Origin of the sequence: Martinezella lusitana, assembly GCF_016901135.1 — a bacterium.
Taxonomy (GTDB): Bacteria; Pseudomonadota; Alphaproteobacteria; order Rhizobiales; family Rhizobiaceae; genus Rhizobium; species Rhizobium lusitanum_D.
Genome location: NZ_JAFEVL010000075.1, coordinates 182,302 through 200,271, shown reverse-complemented (window position 1 = coordinate 200,271; position 17,970 = coordinate 182,302). Strand labels below are relative to the sequence as shown.

The window sequence follows — 17,970 nt, the reverse complement described above, 5'->3', positions numbered from 1 at the left end:
TTGCGTTTTGCTGTTATTGCGGATGTGCATGGCAACCATCTGGCGCTCGAGGCGGTGCTCGAGGATATCCGCGCACAAGGCATTGCCGATGTCGTCAATCTCGGCGACTGCTTCAGCGGCCCGCTGACGGCGGGTAAGACGGCCGATATCCTGCTGGGGCTCGATGCCGTGACGGTTTGCGGCAACCATGATCGGTATCTGATCGAACAGCAGCCTGAGACGATGCATATTTCGGACAGGGCCGCTCACGAGGAGTTGGCTGCGCATCATCTCGATTGGCTGCATAGCCTGCCTTTCAGCGCGGTTTACTTGAGCGAGGTGTATCTCTGCCATGCGACGCCGGCCAACGATAACGTTTATTGGCTTGAATCCGTCTCTTCGGACGGTTATGTTTATTTGAAGCCGCTGAAGGAGATCGAAGCGCTGGCCGCCGGCGTCGAATTTCCGCTGATCCTGTGCGGTCACAGCCACATTCCCCGTGCCGTCCGCCTCGCCGATAGCCGCCTGATCGTCAACCCCGGCAGCGTCGGCTGCCCGGCCTATGACGACGATCTGCCCTACTATCACAAAGTGGAGGCCGGCCATCCCTTTGCCTCCTATGCCATTCTGGAAAAGACGGGCGATACCTGGCTGCCGGTCTTCCGACAGGTGGCCTATGATCACGGGGCGATGGCCCAACTGGCGGCGGAAAGAGGCCGCGACGAATGGGCGAGCGGCTTGGCGACGGGCTGGTTGCGCTAGACCTCGGCGATAACAGTCCGATCCACCGTCTTGATATCGCGCTTGCCGCAAAGCGCCATGGAGATATCCAGCTCCTTGCGGATGATCTCGAGCGCCAGCGAGACGCCTTCCTTGCCCATCGCGCCGAGGCCGTAGAGGAAGGGGCGACCGATGAAGGTGCCCTTGGCGCCGAGGGCGACGGCCCTGAGCACATCCTGGCCTGAGCGGATGCCGCCATCCATATGCACTTCGATCCTGTCGCCGACGGCATCGACGATCCTTGGCAACATGCTGATGGAAGAGGGGGCGCCGTCGAGCTGACGGCCGCCATGGTTGGAAACGATGATGGCGTCGGCGCCGGTATCCACGGCTGCCTTGGCATCCTCGACATCGAGAATGCCCTTGATGACCAGCGGGCCGCCCCATTGCTCCTTGATCCAGGCGACATCGCTCCACGAAAGCTTGGAATCGAATTGCGAATGCGTCCAATGCGACAGCGTCGTCATGTTGGAAATGTCCTTGGCGTGACCGATGATGTTGCCGAAGGAATGACGCTTCGTTTTCAGCATCTCCATGCACCAGGCCGGCCGCATCGCCATTTGCCAGAGGTTTTTCGCTGTCATTTTGGGTGGGGCGGAGAGGCCGTTGCGGATGTCGTTGTGGCGCTGTCCGAGGATCTGCAAATCGGCCGTCAGCACCAGCGCCGAGCATTTCGCCGCCTTGGCGCGGTGAATGAGGTTCAGGACGAAGTCGCGATCCTTCATGACGTAGAGCTGGAACCAGAAGGGCTGCTTCGTCACCGAGGCGATGTCCTCGATCGAGCAGATGCTCATGGTCGACAGGGTGAAGGGAATGCCGAACTCTTCTGCCGCGCGGGCTGCCAGCATCTCGCCATCGGCGTGCTGCATGCCGGTGAGACCGGTCGGCGCCAGCGCCACCGGCATGGAAGCTTTCTGGCCGACCATGGTGGTTGCCAGCGACCGGTCGGACATATCGACAAGAACACGCTGACGCAGCTTGATCTTGGCGAAATCCGCCTCGTTCGCCTGATAGGTCGATTCCGTCCAGGAGCCGGAATCGGCATATTGGAAAAACATCTTCGGCACGCGCCGTTTGGCGAGCTTCTTCAGTTCGGCAATGGTAAGCGGCGCGGTCATGGCTCTCTGCCTTTTCGATGATTATGTTTCGGCGCGTTCAGGTCGCCCTATTGCAGGATCGATTTCATGGGCTTGCCGGCGACATAAGTTTCGACGATAGCGCGATCGTCGCCCATGGTCTGCAGCAGGAACAGTTCTTCGGTGAGGCTCTTCACCACTTCCATCTTCAGCGCCATCGCCGGCGTGGCGGCGGCGTTGAGGACGATGAGGTCAGCCTCTGTGCCGGTGTCGAGTGTGCCGATCTTGTCGGCGAGGGACAAGGCTTCGGCATTGCCGAGCGTCATGTAGTAATAGCTTTCCAGCGGGTTCAGGCGCTCGCCGAGGAGCTGCTGGATCTTGTAGGCCTCGTCCATCGTTCTGAGCATGGAATAGCTAGAGCCGCCGCCGATATCGGTGGCGACACCGATGCGAACAGGCTTTTCGCGGCGCGCCAGCGCCTTCAGCGGGAAAAGGCCGGAGCCGAGGAACAGGTTCGAAGTCGGGCAATGCACGGCGACCGCGCCGGCCTCGCTCATGGCATCGGCTTCGCGTTCGGAGAGATGGATCGCATGGCCGAACAGGCTTTTCGGGCCGAGCAGCCCGTAGCGGGCGTAGGTATCGGTATAGTCGATCGCGTCCGGATAGAGTTCGCCGGTGAACTTGATCTCGTCGTGGTTCTCGGAAAGGTGCGTCTGGATGTGCAGGTCCGGGAATTCGCGGGCGAGGGCTGCGGTCGCCTCCATCTGCGCCGGCGTCGAGGTAATGGCGAAACGCGGCGTGATGGCCACATGATTGCGGCCCTTACCATGCCAGTCTGATATCACCTGGCGGGTCTCGTCATAGCCCATCTCAGGCGTATCGAGCAGACCCTGCGGCGCGTTGCGGTCCATCATCACCTTGCCGCCGACCATGCGCATGTTGCGGCGCATGGCTTCGGAGAAGAAGGCGTCGGCGGATGTTTTGTGCACCGAGCAATAGGCAACCGCCGTCGTCGTGCCGTGGCGGATCAGCTCGTCGTAGAAATGCGTGGCGATACGCTCGGCGTGAGCGCTTTCGACAAAGCGGCATTCCTCGGGGAAGGTATAGGTGTTCAGCCATTCCAGCAGATTGGCGGAATAGGAGGCGATCACCTGCATCTGCGGGTAATGCACGTGCATATCGATGAAGCCGGGCAGGATCAGGTGCGGCCGGTGGTCAACTTCGGTCACGTCGTCCGGTGCTTGTCCCTTGATGGCTGCATAGGAGCCGATCGCGGCGATGATGCCGTTTTCGATCAGCAGGCCGCCATCGTTTTCATAGGTATAGCTGTCCGTGTCATCAAGGCTTTGCGGCGCACGCTTGAAGGAAAGCAGGCGGCCGCGCAGAAGGGTGGTCATTGGCTTTTTTCTCCGACGGAGCTTTCGAACCAGGCGACCAGCAATTTGCGCTCCTCCGGCGTCACTTCGGTGACGTTGCCGGGAGGCATGGCATGGCTACGCCCGGCCTGGATATAGATCTCCCGGGCATGCATAGCGATTTCTGCGTCGTTTTCCAGCATGACGTCCTTGGGCGGGCGCACGATGCCCTCATAAACGGGTTCGGCCGCATGGCACATGGAACAGCGCGTCGAGACCATCTGCTTGACGGCCGGAAAATGGGCGTCGGAGGCAAATTGCTGGAAGGCGGGAGCGACCGCATTGGCATCCTTCTCGCCGGTGAGCACCTTCGGCACGGTCGAAAGCCAGATGATGACGATGAACAGGATGACCGTGGCGATCCAGGTCCAGGTCGGCCGGCCCTTGCGGGCATGCGTCGTGTTGAACCAGTGGCGGATGGTGACGCCCATCAGGAACACCAATGCTGCGATGACCCAATTGTAGGCCGTGCCGAAGGCTAGCGGATAGTGGTTCGACAGCATGAAGAAGATGACGGGCAGCGTCAGGTAGTTGTTGTGCAGAGAGCGCTGCTTGGCGATGCGGCCATATTTCGGGTCCGGCGTGCGGCCGGCGATCAGGTCGGCGACGACGATCTTCTGATTGGGGATGATGATCATGAAGACATTGGCCGACATGATCGTCGCGGTGAAGGCGCCGAGATGCAGGAATGCGGCGCGGCCGGTGAAGAGGTGCGTATAGCCCCAGGCCATGAAGACCAGCACGGCATAGAGCACGATCATCAGGCCCCAGGTATTGTTGCCGAGCGGCGATTTGCAGAGCAGGTCGTAGACGATCCAGCCGCCGACGAGCGAGGCGAGCGAGATCAGGATGGCAACGGGAACGCTGACATCAAGCACATGCCGGTCGATGAGAAAGAGATTGGCGCCGCCATAATAGACGATGCACATCATCAGGAAGCCGGAAAGCCAGGTGAAATAGCTCTCATATTTGAACCAGGTCAGATGTTCGGGCATCTGCGCGGGAGCCACCAGATATTTCTGGATGTGATAGAAGCCGCCGCCGTGAACCTGCCACTCCTCGCCATAGGCGCCGGGCGGAAGATGGGGGCGCTTCACCAGCCCGAGATCGAGCGCGATGAAATAAAAGGACGAGCCGATCCAGGCAATCGCGGTTATGACGTGGAACCAGCGGGCGGCAAAGGCCAGCCATTCCCACGCTATGGCGTATTCATACATTCAGTTCCCCTTCTTCTCTTCCGACTCGATACCTTGCAAAATGTTGAGGGCGGATGGAAGGGGAGAGTTTGACGCGCCGACCAAAAGCTCCGGTCTTGCCGAGCGTCCGGTCCGCATTAGATCAGAATATGGCGGTTTCTTAACGCCCTCGGCTGCTTGGAGCGGGCCGCGTCCGCGGCAGCCGTACATTTCGACGGAGAATTGCCCATGCGTGGTGTTCTGGCGTTCGTATTTTTTCTCTTTGCAGCCTCCGCCCTGGCGCATGATGCGCCTTCCGGGTGGAGGTACGATCCCTATTGCTGCAATGGCGACGGCGAGACCGGCGATTGCGAGATGATCCCGTCGCGCACCGTCACCGTCATTCCGGGCGGCTATCGAGTGACGCTCAATCCCGGCGACCATCGTTATGTGACGCATGCACATATCTTCACGCTGCCGCAGGGCAAGACGATGCGCTCGCCTGATGGCGCCTATCATCTCTGTCTGTTTCCGGACGAAAACACGCCGCGCTGTTTCTATGCGCCTGACATGGCTTACTGAACTTTATTCCAGCGGCCGGCCGAACTCGGCGAGGATCCAGTCCCTGAAGGCGCGGATTCGCGGCGTGTGACGCCTGTTTTCCGGATATGCGATCCAGTAGTCCGAACCGTCGCTCGAGAGAATATCGAAGGGCTGGATCAGCCGGCCGGAGGCAAGCTCCTCCGCATAGAATTCGGGGGTCAGAACCGCGACGCCCTGACCGGCCAAGGCAGCGCTCGCCTCGAAGGATTGCGCGCCCAGCCTGCTTCGCGGCCTGCCTTGAAGGCCAGGGTCGGGGACGCCGGCCTCCTCGAACCATTGAATCCACCAGGGATCGCCGGCGTCGATGATGCGTAGCTTCAGGAGATCGGCGGGCTCATGCACGCCGCCGATCGTTGCCGCCAAAGCCGGGCTCAGCATCGGCGTGAAGTTCACTTTCATCAGCAGATGCGCGCGCAGGCCCGGCCATGTCCCGAGCCCGGAGCGAATGGCAATATCGGATGGCTCGCGGGCGAAGTCGATGATCGACGCTGAGGTGGCCAGTCGAACGGCGATATTGGGATGCTTGAGCTGAAACGAGCCGAGATGGCGTGCCAGCCACTGCGACGCGAAGGTCGGCGTCGAATGGATGAGCAGCGTGGTTTCAGCATCGCCGCTGATCGAGGCCATGGCGTCCTGCAACATGGCGAAGGCCTCGGTCACTTTCGGCGCCAGCTGTTCCCCGGCCTCGGTCAGTTCGATCTGCCTTGGGCGTCGCAGGAATAGCGGCTCGCCCACGGTCTCTTCCAGCAACTTGATCTGATAGCTGACGGCCGTCTGCGTCATGCCCAGTTCATCGCCGGCGCGGGTGAAGCTGCCGAGCCTTGCGGCCGCCTCAAAGACGCGGAGGGCATTCAGCGGGAAGCGTTTCGACAGCTTCATGGATAAGTTCTCTTTATGTATGCAGATGATAGTTCGATTGGAATTTCAGCACTTTTAACGGCAAACTGCAATTCATATCGCTGGTTTAATTGAGGTGTTGTCATGGATTGTTATGTCACGGAGCAGATGGAAGCGGTAAGGCCCACGGTCCTGGCGCGGGTATTTGAATCGTTGGCGCAGGTCTTCGTAAGGCATGCCGAGCCGTCGCCCCATCTGGATATCGACGAGATACCGGACCGGCTGAAGCGGGATCTAGGATTCCTGGACGGACGTGAGCCGCATTATGAGGATGACCGGCTGCGATAGGCCGCAAAGGCTGTCAGAAGCTCGGCGGCGGTCATGGCTGCGATGACTTCCGGGCGCTTGTCCTTCACTGCCGCGCCGCCGATCGGCAACGTCAGGCGCTCGAGCGATGCCTTGTCGCCGCCCTCCCGGGCAAGCCAGTGCGAGAAGGTGGCGCGCTTGGTCGCCGAGCCGATCATGCCGATATAGGCGAGATCGTCTCGGGCAAGTGCTTCCTTGGCGATCAGGAAATCCAGCGCATGGTCATGGGTGAGGATGACGACGGCAGCACCTGCGGGGATGTCCGGTACCAGCGCTTCCGGCATTGCGAAGAGGCGCGCAGAGATCCCGGCAGGAAGCTCGCTTAACTCTTCCTGCCGCGTTTCGATGACGGTGGTCATCAGGGGGAGCGGCTCTAGGGCGATTGCCAGCGCGCGGCCGACATGGCCTGCGCCGAACAAATAAACATCCGGCCAGTCGCCGCTTTCGTCCCGGAGGCGCCGCTTCAGCGCGTCGATGGCTTCGGGCGTTGCCGGTCGGCAGCGCAGCTGCGTGCGGCCGCCGCAGCATTGGCCGATCTCGGGACCGAGCGGAATATCCATGAACTCCAAACCGCCATTGCCGGCCAGCATTTCGCGGGCATTGCCGATGGCCAGATATTCGAACTGGCCGCCGCCGATTGTACCCCAGATATGGTCGACCGAGACCAGCATGAAGGTACCGGCTTCGCGGGGCGTGGACCCCTGGGTGCCGATGATTTCGATCAGGATGGTACGTGGGTTTTCGGAGAGGAAGGTTTCCAGGGGTTGGGTCATGAGTTGTGACCCCTAGAGCATGCGGAGAGTGCACGCCCCCCTCTGTCACTTTGTGACATCTCCCCCACAAGGGGGGAGATTGGCAACCCGTAGCATCCTCGGGTACCAAACAAAGGTCGAACCTGTTGAAACAAAGCGCCGTTGTTTTGTTGGGCAGTGCGGCAAACGCCGAACGATCTCCCCCCTTGTGGGGGAGATGTCAGCTGAGCTGACAGAGGGGGGTATGTTGCGGCACGCGCGATTTCCTCTTTCGACTCGAGACTCTCTACTTGCCACCATCGCGACGAAGGTCTCGGCCTGAAGGACATCACATCCCCTTCAGCCGTTCTACCGCCATCAGCACCCGTTCCGGCGTTGCCGGCGCGTCGAGACGCGGGCAGACGCGATAGTCGGCGACGCTGGCAACCGCCATCGATAGCGCCTCGAGCACCGATATGCTGAGCATGAAGGGCGGCTCGCCGACGGCTTTCGACCGACCGATGGTAGCCTCGGTATTCTCTGACCATTCGGCAAGACGGACGTTGAAGATCTTCGGCCGATCGGAGGCGAGCGGGATCTTGTAGGTGGAGGGCGCATGGGTGCGCAGCCGGCCCTTGGAATCCCACCAGAGCTCTTCGGTGGTCAGCCAGCCCATGCCCTGTACGAATGCGCCCTCGACCTGGCCGATATCGATCGCCGGATTGAGGGAACGGCCGACATCGTGGAGGATATCGGCGCGGTCGATCAGGTATTCGCCGGTCAGCGTATCGATCGATACTTCCGAGCAGGCGGCACCGTAAGAGAAATAATAGAACGGCGTGCCACGTCCGGCCTTGCGGTCCCAATGGATCTTCGGCGTCTTGTAGAAGCCGGCGGCGGAAAGTTGCACGCGGGCGAAGTACGCCTGCTTGACGAAATCCGGGAAGGGGATTTCCACATCGCCGACGCGAACGCGGTTCGGCAGGAATTGCACTTCCTCGGCACCGACACCCCACTTTTCGACGGCGAAGGCAACGAGCCGTTCCTTGATCTGCCGGGCGGCGTCATAAGCGGCCATACCGTTCAGGTCCGAGCCGGAGGATGCGGCGGTCGCGGAGGTATTCGGGACCTTGCCTGTCGTGGTGGCGGTGATCTTCACCCGGTCGATATCGACCTGGAAGCTGTCGGCCAAAACCTGCGCCACCTTGGTATAGAGACCCTGGCCCATCTCGGTGCCGCCATGGTTCAGGTGGATGGAGCCGTCCTGATAGATGTGCACCAGCGCGCCCGCCTGGTTGAAGGCGGTCATGGTGAAGGAGATACCGAATTTCACCGGCGTCAGCGCGATCCCCTTGCGGATGAAGCGGCTGGAGCGGTTGAACTCGATGATGGCGTTGCGCCGCGCCTGATACTCTGCCGTCTCTTCCAGCTCATCGACGATGCGGTTGATGATGTTGTCGGTGACTTCCTGATGATAGGGCGTCAACGTCCGGTCGGAACCCGGCTGGCCGTAGAAGTTGGCGCGGCGGATTTCGAGCGGATCCTTGCCGAGTGCATAGGCGATCTCTTCGATGAAGCGCTCGCCGCCGACCATGCCTTGCGGACCGCCGAAGCCGCGGAAGGCGGTGTTGGAGACGGTATGCGTCTTCAGTGGCTTCGAGACGAGATGCACATGCGGATAGAAATAGCTGGAATCCGCATGGAACAGCGCGCGGTCGGTGACCGGCCCGGAGAGGTCGGAAGAGAAGCCGCAGCGGGCGGCATAGGTCGCATCGACGGCGTGGATCCGCCCGTCATCGTCGAAACCGATCTCGTAATCGACAAGGAAGTCATGGCGCTTGCCCGTCGCGCTCATATCCTCATCGCGATCCGGCCGGAATTTCACGGCGCGGCCGAGCTTCTTGGCGGCGACGGCGGCGAGGGCAGCAAACTGGTTGCCCTGCGTCTCCTTGCCGCCGAAGCCGCCGCCCATGCGGCGCACGTTGACCGTGACGGCATTGGACGGGATGTTCAGGGCATGGCCGACGATGTGCTGAATTTCGCTCGGATGCTGGGTGGACGACCAGACGGCGACTTCGTCGTCCTCGCCGGGGATTGCCATGGCGATATGGCTTTCGAGATAGAAATGCTCCTGACCGCCGATGCGCATCTGCGCCTTGATGCGGTGCTTGGCATTGGCCATCTCGGTTTCCGGTTCGCCGCGCTTCAGCGTCATCGGCTCGTAGACCAGGGGCGAGCCATTGGCGAGCGCGCCGTCGATGTCGCTCCAATGCGGCAGGTCGCGGTAGTCGATCTTGGCGAGGCGAGCGGCGCGGCGGGCCGCATCGCGCGTTTCCGCAATGACGGCAAAGATCGGCTGGCCGTGGAACTCGACCTTGGCTTCGGCGAGCAGCGGCTCGTCGTGCATGCCGTTGGAGCTGGTGTCGTTGACGCCGGGAATGTCGGCGCCGATGAACACCCAGACGACGCCCGGATAGGCTTTGACGGCTGAAAGATCGATGGCGGCGATCTCTGCATGGGCGCGGTCGGAGAGGCCGAGCGCGCCGTGCAGCAGGCCTGCGGGTTCGGGAATGTCATCGATGTAATCGGCGGTTCCGGTCACATGCTTGTGCGCTGAATCATGCTTCAGCGACCCATGCATCGAGCCGTTGATGACGACCTTGCGTTCTTCGAAAGTGGATTTGTCCATGGTTCAAGCCTCCGCCGTCGCGAAGCGTTTCAGCTCCTGTGGCGCACCTGATGTCTCCAGATAGAAGCGGATGAGCAGGTTCTTGGCGGTCAGTTGCCGGTACTCGGCGGTGGCGCGCCAGTCGGTCAGCGGCGTGTAGTCGGCATCGAAGGCGGCGCGGGCGGCGGTGACGGTCGCTTCCGTCCAGGGCTTGCCGATCAACTCGGCCTCGACCGTGCGGGCGCGCTTCGGCGTGCCGGCCATGCCGCCGAACGCGATGCGGATATCGGCGACATTGCCGGCATCGTCCAGCGCCAGATGGAAGGCGCCGCAAAGGGCCGAGATATCCTCGTCGCGGCGCTTTGTGATCTTATAGACGGCAAAATGCACGTCGTCGGCCGGGTAGGGCACGAAGATGCTTTCGACGAATTCGCCGGGATTGCGATCCTGCTTGCCGTAATCGATGAAGAAATCCTCCAGCGGCAGGCTGCGGGTGCCGGCCACCGAACGAAGCTTGACGGTGGCGCTAAGGGCGATCAGCGGCGGCGGTGAATCGCCGATCGGCGAACCGTTGGCGATGTTGCCGCCGATCGTGCCCATGTTGCGCACCTGCTCGCCGCCGATGCGGTTGATGAGATTGGCAAGTGCGGGGATCTTGTCGGCAATGGCGGCAAAGGCGCGGCTGTAGGTGACGCCGGCGCCGATGGTCAGGCCCGTATCTTCCACAGTGATCTTCTGCAGGTCGCTCAAATGGTTGATGAAAACGACCGGGTTGAAGCTGCGCATCTGCTTGGTCACCCAGAGGCCGACGTCGGTCGATCCGGCGACGACGGTCGCCTTCGGTTCGTCGGCAAGCACCTGTGCCAGAGCGGCAACGGAGCCCGGCACGATGAGGCGATCCTCACCTTCGGCTATGGTGATGGTATCACCGCCCTGCATGGCCCAGAGGCGGGCGATGATATCGGCCCTGGTCTTTTCCAGGGGATCGAAGAGGGCGCTCGGTCGCTTCTCGCTGACCTGCTCGGCCGCCTTGACGATCGGCTCGTAGCCCGTGCAGCGACAGAGATTGCCCTGAAGGGACTTTTCGATCTGCGCCCGGCTCGGCTTTTCCGTCGTCAGCCAGAGGCCATAGAGCGACATGACGAAGCCCGGCGTGCAGAAGCCGCACTGGGAGCCGTGGCAATCGACCATGGCCTGCTGCACCGGATGAAGGGTGCCGTTCTGGGCCGCCAGATGCTCGACCGTGACGACGTGGGTCGCATGGAGCGAGCCGACGAAGCGGATGCAGGCATTGACCGATTCGTAGTGAAGTCCGCCATCGATCAGGCGGCCGACCAGCACGGTGCAGGCGCCGCAATCGCCTTCCGCGCATCCTTCCTTCGTTCCCGTCAGGCGCCGCTTGAGGCGCAGGAAATCAAGCAGCGTCTCGGTGGAGCGCAGATTTGAGAGCGAGATATCCTCGCCGTTGAGGATAAAGCGGATGCTGTCGTTCATGTCGTTCCCGAGTTTTCTTTCGTTGGTCGGGGCCGGATGCGCACATGCGAAGCCGGCCCTAACCGTCTATCGTTATTCCGCGGTCCAGCCACCGTCAATCGAGACGTGTGTTCCGGTGACCTGGCGCGCCTCGTCGCTGGCGAGGTAGATCGACAAGGCAGCAATCTCTTCGGCTTTGACGAATTCATGCGTCGGCTGCGCCTTGAGGATAACCTCGTTCTTGACCTGCTCCTCGGTCATCCCGCGCGCCTTGGCTGTGTCGGGGATCTGCGCCTCGACAAGCGGGGTCAAGACATAGCCGGGGCAGATGGCATTCACGGTCACGCCGAACTCGGCAAGCTCGAGTGCCGCCGTCTTCGTCAGGCCCATTATACCATGTTTCGCCGCGACATAGGCGGATTTGAAGGGCGAGGCGACGAGGGCGTGGGCGGACGCGATATTGATGATGCGGCCGTATTTCTTCGCCTTCATCAATGGGATCGCCGTGCGGATCGTGTGGAAAGAGCTCGACAGGTTGATAGCGATGATCTGGTCCCACTTCTCGATCGGGAAATCCTCGATCTTCTCGACATGCTGGATGCCGGCATTGTTGACGAGAACATCGACGCTGCCGAAGGTCGAATTGGCTGTGGCGATCAGGTCGGCGATCTCGGCGGGCTTGGTCATGTCGGCCGGATGGTAGATCACTTTGCCGCCGCCGGACGCCTCGAGCTTGTTTTTGATCGCGGCGATTTCCTCAGGCTTTCCGAAGCCGTTGATGACGACATTCTCACCCTTGGCGGCAAAGGCGGTCGCGATGGCGAGGCCGATACCGCTCGTGGAACCGGTGACGACAACTGTTCTAGCCATGATCTTCTCCTTGGACAGCGCAGCTTCTTGCTGCAACGCAAAAACGGTTTGAGCCTAGTCCCAAACCTGCGGATATGGCAATCGCATCGCCGCAAGACTCTTTTGCGGTCCCGAGGACCACGATGCCGTGAACGGGAGAGCGTATTTCTCGATAAAAAATTTCGTTTTACTTTCTTTTCACATTCGTTTTGCTCGCGTATCTGTTGATTTGGGACGCAACAGGCGGGAGGAATGCATGAGCGGCTATATCTTGGCGATCGACCAGGGAACGACGTCGACGCGGGCTATCGTTTTCGACGGCAAGATGAAGGTTGCCGGCGTCGGACAGAAGGAATTCACCCAGCATTATCCGAGGCCGGGCTGGGTCGAGCACGATCCCGAAGAGATCTGGTCATCCGTCCTCTTCACCGCCCGCAAGGCCATCGAGGCTGCCGGCATCACGGCCAAGGACATCGCCGCACTCGGTATCACCAACCAGCGCGAGACCGTCGTGGTCTGGGATCGCGAGACGGGCAAGCCGATCCACAATGCCATCGTCTGGCAGGATCGCCGCACGGCAAGCTATTGCGAGAAGCTGAAGCGCCAGGATCTTGAAAAGCTCTTTACCCGCCACACCGGCCTGCTGCTTGACCCTTATTTCTCAGGCACCAAACTGTCGTGGCTGCTCACCAATGTGAAGGGCGCCCGTGCGCGCGCCGGCAAGGGCAACCTGTGCTTCGGCACGATCGACACGTTCTTGATCTGGCGGCTGACTGAGGGCAAGAGCTTCGTCACCGATGCGACCAATGCCTCGCGGACGCTGATGTACAATATCGGCAGCAACGAATGGGATAGGCAGTTGCTCGACATCCTGCGCGTCCCGGCTGCGATGCTGCCTGACGTGAAGGATTGCGCCGCCGATTTCGGCATCACCGATCCGTCGCTCTTCGGCGCCGCGATCCCGATCCTCGGCGTTGCCGGCGACCAGCAGGCGGCGACGATCGGGCAGGCCTGCTTCGAGCGCGGCATGATGAAATCTACCTACGGCACCGGCTGCTTCGCGCTGCTCAACACCGGCGCGGACATGGTCCGCTCCAGGAACCGGCTGCTGACGACGATCGCCTACCGGCTGAACGGCGAAACGACCTATGCGCTGGAGGGCTCGATCTTCATCGCCGGAGCCGCCGTGCAATGGCTCCGCGACGGGCTGAAGACAATCAAACGTGCCTCCGATTCCGGCGAGCTGGCGGCCAAGGCCGATCCGATGCAGGAGGTTTATCTCGTGCCGGCCTTCACTGGCCTCGGCGCGCCCTATTGGGATCCGGATGCACGCGGCGCGATTTTCGGGCTTACGCGCAATACCGGGCCGGAGGAAATCGTCCGCGCGGCGCTGGAGGCCGTCTGCTACCAGTCGCGCGACCTGCTGGACGCCATGCACAAGGATTGGCGCAATGGCAGCGGCCAGGACACGGTGCTGCGCGTTGACGGCGGCATGGTCGCCTCCGATTGGACGATGCAGCGGCTCGCCGATCTGCTCGACGCGCCCGTCGACCGTCCCACCATTCTGGAAACCACGGCCCTAGGTGCTGCGTGGCTCGCGGGCAGTCGCGCCGGCGTGTGGCCCGACCGTGCCGGCTTCGCCAAGGCCTGGGCGCGCGACCGGAGATTCGAGCCTGACATGGACGACAAGACGCGAAATGCCAAGCTGAAGGGATGGAAAAACGCGGTGGCGCGTACCTTGAGTGCACGGTAGGGACCATCTTAGCCGGCTACGCGTCACCGCAGGTTATGCCGTGTAAGATTTCTTTATTTTACTTATATAAAGAAGAGCAGCGATACTTGCGCCGTGGGTGCTTCGAATCACCCTTCGCGGAATAAGTCCTTCATTGGACCAACGCCTTCTGGGAGACGACAAGGCGCGCAATGGCTGTTCAATTCACGGAACTGAAGAAGCATATCTATAGACAGATCAAGTATCATCTGTCCCGGCCAAAACCGCCCGTCCTGGCGAAGCCTTTTCGGGGGCCTGTACTCGTGGTCGGATCCGCGCCGGTGTCAAATAAGCCCGCGGATTTCGACGAGACCTTCCGGGTAATCACCATCAATGGCTCGCAGGTGGTGACGAAAGCCTGGGGGATTGAGGTTCCGGACGTCACCCTCGTTCAGTTCAACCAGATCGAGGGAACGAACACCAACGCCGTCGAAGTACGCCGCATTCTGAATGGCGAGCGCACGAAGATGCTTTACGTCCTGCTGTGGCGGAAGGAGCTCCAGCGGTTGGAAGAGGGGCTGAAGGCGTTCAACTACCGTTACGACAGGCTTGAGATCGTTGATCGCTACAAGCGCATGGCACTTCTGGACCGGGTCGGCGGCGTAAAATGCAGCGAACTGGGCGCCGACGATAAATGCTCAAATGGCATCAATGCCGTGCTCTTCGCACTCTATAACGGTGCGACCGAAGTGATCATCACCGGGATCAACCCCGATTCCGGCGGACATGTCTACAATCAGGAAAATCTCGCTCGGCTGCATGTGCGCAAGGATCGCGAAATTCTCGAGCGGCTGCTGGAGCGTGGTTATCCCGTCTTCACGGCTGATCCGGCCGTGTCGCAATCCGTCGGCCTGCCGCTGTGGAAGGGCAGGGCGCAAGCTGCAAAGATGTCCGAAGCTGACGTGAAAGCCAGGCGGCCGGCATCGAAAAAGGCAGCGACCCTGAACCCATTGTTGGGTTGACGGGCTGGCCGTTCGTCGGAGCGGAGGCTGACGAATCTCATCGTTTCATGCCAAGATCGCGGCATGGAATCATTGGATCACGCAAATATCAATCAGATGCTGATGCCGCCACCACTCAGGCCGGGCGATAGAATACGTTTTGTCTCCCCTGCCAGCCCGCCCGATAGAGACATGGTTTTGAAACATGCTGAAATGCTGAAAGACTGGGGTCTCACAGTCGATTTTGGCGAGCATGCTTTTTGTAAGCGGGACTATCTTGCCGGAACCGATGAAGAGCGGCTGGCGGATTTCAATGCCGCGCTTCGTGATCCCGATATTCGGGCGATCTTTACCACACGCGGTGGCAAGGGATCCTATCGGATCGCTGATCAATTGGATTTTGCGGCCGCCAGGCGCGATCCGAAGTTTGTTATCGGCTTCAGCGATATTACCGCATTGCACCTCAGTTTCTTGAAGCATTGTCATCAGATCGGCATTCACGGAGCATTTTTTGCCGGACCGAACGAGGACACTGTCAGCGCGGAAACGAACAATTCGCTACGCCGGGCGCTGATGACAACTCAGGACATCGTCATCAACTCGCGTCTGGAGGAGCCGACTTCCGATCTTACGACGCACGGAATGACCACAGGGCAATTGATTGGCGGGAATCTCGATATGGTCGCCACGACGGCCGGCTGGGCATTGCCGGATCTGCGCGGCGCCATCCTGCTTCTCGAAGCGGTCAACGTGTATCGCGGGCATGTTGACCGGCAGTTGACGATGCTGCGCAAGGCTGGCCATTTGAATGGCCTATCGGGGGTCGCCATCGGTCAGTTCACCGGTTTCGAGTTCGACCGCAATTTCTCGATCATCGATATCCTGCGCGAACATCTTGATATGCTTGGCGTACCGGTCCTCGGTGGCCTGCCGCTTGGGCATGGGCATAGCCCGGTAAGCGCATTGATTGGTGCCGTTGCGGAGCTTGACGCAAAAGCGGGTACTTTGACGATCAAGCGCGGCGATACCTAGCTTCTTCCCGCGATAATTTTTTGACGTGACCTGTCGGCACGGGTGATACTTCTTCGTCTTTATGGAGAGGGAGATTCTGATGCTCTACGCAATCCTATGCTACAACGACGAAGATACCGTATTCGCCTGGTCGAAGGAGCAGGAGGACGCGACGATGGCGCGGCTCATTGCGGTGCAGACGCCGCTTGCCGAGGCCGGCAAGCTTGGGCCTGTGGCGCGTTTGATGCCGACGACAGCGGCAACGACGCTGCGCAAGGGCAAGAACGAACCGCTCGTCATCGACGGTCCCTTCGCCGAGACGAAGGAGCAATTGCTGGGCTTCTATGTCATCGACTTCGAGACGCTCGACGAAGCGATTGAATTTTCCAAAGAACTGGCCGTGGCCAATCCCGGTGCAGGCTCCTACGAGATCCGTCCGCTTTACGTGTTCAGGCCAGGGACCATTGCGACATGACGGATCTCGCCTGGATCGATTTCGCGTTTACCAATGCCCGGCCGCAGGTGCTCGGCGCGCTGCTGCGTTATTTCCGCAATCTCGATATTGCCGAGGAGGCTTTTCAGGAGGCCTGTCTCAGGGCCTTGAAGACCTGGCCCGACAAGGGGCCGCCGCGCGACCCGGTCGCCTGGTTGATCTTCGTCGGTCGCAACAGCGGCATCGATACGGTGCGCAAGCAGGCGAAAATGCAGAGCCTGCCGGACGAGGAGGCGATTTCGGATACCGGCGATGCCGAGAGCGATCTTGCTGAACGGCTCGACGGCTCCGGCTACCGCGATGACATTCTCCGGCTTCTGTTCATCTGCTGCCACCCGGATCTGCCGGCAACGCAGCAGATCGCCCTGGCGCTGCGTATCGTTTCCGGCCTTTCGGTGGCGCAGATCGCCCGTGCGTTCCTAGTCAGCGACAGCGCGATGGAGCAGCGGATCACCCGCGCCAAGGCGCGCGTGGCGGCGGCGGGTGTGGCGTTCGAAACGCCGGGTGCAGTCGAGCGCAGCGAGCGGCTGGTACTCGTCAGCGCCATGATCTACCTGATCTACAATGAGGGCTATTCCGCCGGGGGGACGCATCGCGAGGCTGCTGCCTTCGCGGACGAGGCGATCCGGCTCGGACGGTTGTTGCTTCGTATCTTTCCCGCCGAGCCGGAAATCATGGCGCTGCTGGCGCTGATGCTGCTGCAGCAATCGCGCAAGGCGGCGCGCTTCGATGCGGACGGACAGATCATTCTGCTGGAGGAGCAGGACCGTTCGCTCTGGGACCGGACATCGATCGATGAGGCGCTTGCTCTGCTCGACAAGGCGATCCGTCATCGCCGCCCCGGACCTTACCAGGTGCAGGCTGCAATCGCCGCCCTGCATTCCCGAGCCAAACGCGCCGCAGACACGGACTGGGCGGAGATTGATCTGCTCTACCAGGTGCTGGAAAGACTGACCCCATCTCCGGTGGTGACGCTCAATCGTGCCGTCGCCGTCTCCAAGCTGAAAGGGCCGGAGGAAGCGCTGGCGCTGATTATGCCGCTGGAAGGGCAGCTCGACAGCTATTTCTATTTTCATGGGCTGAGAGGCGGCCTGCTGGTGCAGCTCGCCCGTCCGCAGGAGGCGCGCGTCGCTTTCGACAGGGCCATTGCGCTTGCCCGCTCGCCGGCCGAAGCAGCCCATATTCGCCATCAGCTCGACTGCCTGGGCGCGGACGCGGCGGCAAAATAATCGAAAAATTCGCTTTCCGCATGTCGGGAAAAGATCAGCGCCAACGTCCTTGGGACATAGGCCAATAGGGCCGTTCAAACCGGAGAAAGGAACTGGACCATGACTGAACAGACCCAACGCCACGAGCTTTCGCTGACCCGCACCATCGACGCGCCACGCGAGAAGATCTTCCGTTGCTGGACCGAGGTCGAAATTCTGAAGCAATGGTTCGCGCCGCTGCCGTGGACCACATCTGCTGCTGCCCTCGATGTTCGCGCAGGCGGCTCGAGCTCCATCACCATGCGCAGCCCGGAGGGTGAGGATTATCCCAATAGCGGTATCTATCTGGAGGTCGTTCCCAACGAACGTCTCGTTTTCACCGATGCCTTCACCAGCGCCTGGGTGCCGTCGGCAAAACCCTTCATGGTGGGGACGATCCAGCTCGACGATCTCGGCAACGGCAAGACCCGCTATACGGCGACCGTCCTGCACTGGTCGGCCGAGGATCGCGACGCACATGAGAAGATGGGCTTCCACGAGGGATGGGGCCAATGCACCGACCAGCTTGCGGCACTGGCGGCAAAGATCTGAATT

At 61.0% G+C, this 17,970-nt stretch carries 16 protein-coding genes; 8 read left to right on the top strand and 8 right to left on the bottom strand.

The annotated features are described in order from the left end of the window. A complete protein-coding gene (locus JTP94_RS32665) occupies positions 1-741 on the top strand; it encodes a metallophosphoesterase (RefSeq protein ID WP_204854498.1) in 741 nt (246 codons plus the stop codon). On the opposite strand, the gene JTP94_RS32660 is transcribed toward JTP94_RS32665, so the two are convergent. The 3 genes from JTP94_RS32660 to puuD are packed head-to-tail and all read right to left on the bottom strand — an operon-like array spanning position 738 to position 4,467. Beyond that, a complete protein-coding gene (locus tag JTP94_RS32660; protein WP_204854497.1) occupies positions 738-1,877 on the bottom strand; it encodes an alpha-hydroxy acid oxidase in 1,140 nt (379 codons plus the stop codon). The genes JTP94_RS32665 and JTP94_RS32660 overlap by 4 nt on opposite strands. A gap of 47 nt (positions 1,878-1,924) precedes the next feature. Then, the gene (guaD, locus tag JTP94_RS32655) at positions 1,925-3,232 is read right to left on the bottom strand and encodes a guanine deaminase (RefSeq protein WP_204854496.1); all 1,308 of its coding nucleotides are present in this window, start codon (positions 3,230-3,232) and stop codon (positions 1,925-1,927) included. Then, positions 3,229-4,467: a urate hydroxylase PuuD gene (gene puuD, locus JTP94_RS32650; protein ID WP_204854495.1), complete on the bottom strand. Its 1,239-nt coding sequence runs from the start codon at positions 4,465-4,467 to the stop codon at positions 3,229-3,231. The genes guaD and puuD overlap by 4 nt, the downstream gene beginning before the upstream one ends. A 207-nt stretch (positions 4,468-4,674) precedes the next feature. Here puuD and JTP94_RS32645 point away from each other — a divergent pair, with 207 nt between their 5' ends. Continuing rightward, on the top strand, positions 4,675-5,007 hold the full coding sequence (locus JTP94_RS32645) for a hypothetical protein (RefSeq protein WP_204854494.1): 333 nt from the start codon (positions 4,675-4,677) through the stop codon (positions 5,005-5,007). 3 nt (positions 5,008-5,010) lie between these two features. Here JTP94_RS32645 and JTP94_RS32640 read toward each other — a convergent pair whose 3' ends face one another. From JTP94_RS32640 to JTP94_RS32620, 5 genes are all read right to left on the bottom strand, one after another. Continuing rightward, positions 5,011-5,907 (bottom strand): LysR substrate-binding domain-containing protein, encoded by an 897-nt coding sequence (locus JTP94_RS32640; RefSeq protein ID WP_210384346.1) that lies wholly within the window; start codon positions 5,905-5,907, stop codon positions 5,011-5,013. Between the two features lie 281 nt (positions 5,908-6,188). After that, positions 6,189-7,004: a xanthine dehydrogenase accessory protein XdhC gene (gene xdhC / locus JTP94_RS32635; RefSeq protein WP_204854493.1), complete on the bottom strand. Its 816-nt coding sequence runs from the start codon at positions 7,002-7,004 to the stop codon at positions 6,189-6,191. Positions 7,005-7,311: 307 nt separating this feature from the next. Next, a complete protein-coding gene (xdhB, locus tag JTP94_RS32630; protein ID WP_204854492.1) occupies positions 7,312-9,651 on the bottom strand; it encodes a xanthine dehydrogenase molybdopterin binding subunit in 2,340 nt (779 codons plus the stop codon). 3 nt (positions 9,652-9,654) lie between these two features. Further along, positions 9,655-11,124, bottom strand: coding sequence for a xanthine dehydrogenase small subunit (xdhA, locus tag JTP94_RS32625; protein ID WP_204854491.1), 1,470 nt, complete (start codon positions 11,122-11,124; stop codon positions 9,655-9,657). Positions 11,125-11,196: 72 nt separating this feature from the next. After that, complete coding sequence (locus JTP94_RS32620) at positions 11,197-11,973, bottom strand: 3-hydroxybutyrate dehydrogenase (RefSeq protein WP_204854490.1); 777 nt, start codon at positions 11,971-11,973, stop codon at positions 11,197-11,199. Positions 11,974-12,208: 235 nt separating this feature from the next. Here JTP94_RS32620 and glpK point away from each other — a divergent pair, with 235 nt between their 5' ends. The 6 genes from glpK to JTP94_RS32590 all read left to right on the top strand — a co-directional run bounded on the left by glpK (position 12,209) and on the right by JTP94_RS32590 (position 17,967). Then, positions 12,209-13,705: a glycerol kinase GlpK gene (gene glpK / locus JTP94_RS32615; protein ID WP_204854489.1), complete on the top strand. Its 1,497-nt coding sequence runs from the start codon at positions 12,209-12,211 to the stop codon at positions 13,703-13,705. 170 nt (positions 13,706-13,875) lie between these two features. Further along, positions 13,876-14,685: a membrane-anchored protein gene (locus tag JTP94_RS32610; RefSeq protein WP_204854488.1), complete on the top strand. Its 810-nt coding sequence runs from the start codon at positions 13,876-13,878 to the stop codon at positions 14,683-14,685. Between the two features lie 63 nt (positions 14,686-14,748). After that, positions 14,749-15,696, top strand: coding sequence for an LD-carboxypeptidase (locus JTP94_RS32605; RefSeq protein ID WP_271025214.1), 948 nt, complete (start codon positions 14,749-14,751; stop codon positions 15,694-15,696). A 79-nt stretch (positions 15,697-15,775) separates the two neighbouring features. Further along, on the top strand, positions 15,776-16,150 hold the full coding sequence (locus tag JTP94_RS32600) for a YciI family protein (protein WP_204854487.1): 375 nt from the start codon (positions 15,776-15,778) through the stop codon (positions 16,148-16,150). After that, on the top strand, positions 16,147-17,397 hold the full coding sequence (locus JTP94_RS32595) for an RNA polymerase sigma factor (RefSeq protein ID WP_204854486.1): 1,251 nt from the start codon (positions 16,147-16,149) through the stop codon (positions 17,395-17,397). The genes JTP94_RS32600 and JTP94_RS32595 overlap by 4 nt, the downstream gene beginning before the upstream one ends. A 99-nt stretch (positions 17,398-17,496) precedes the next feature. After that, complete coding sequence (locus tag JTP94_RS32590) at positions 17,497-17,967, top strand: SRPBCC family protein (RefSeq protein ID WP_204854485.1); 471 nt, start codon at positions 17,497-17,499, stop codon at positions 17,965-17,967. The last annotated feature ends 3 nt before the right edge of the window (positions 17,968-17,970 follow it).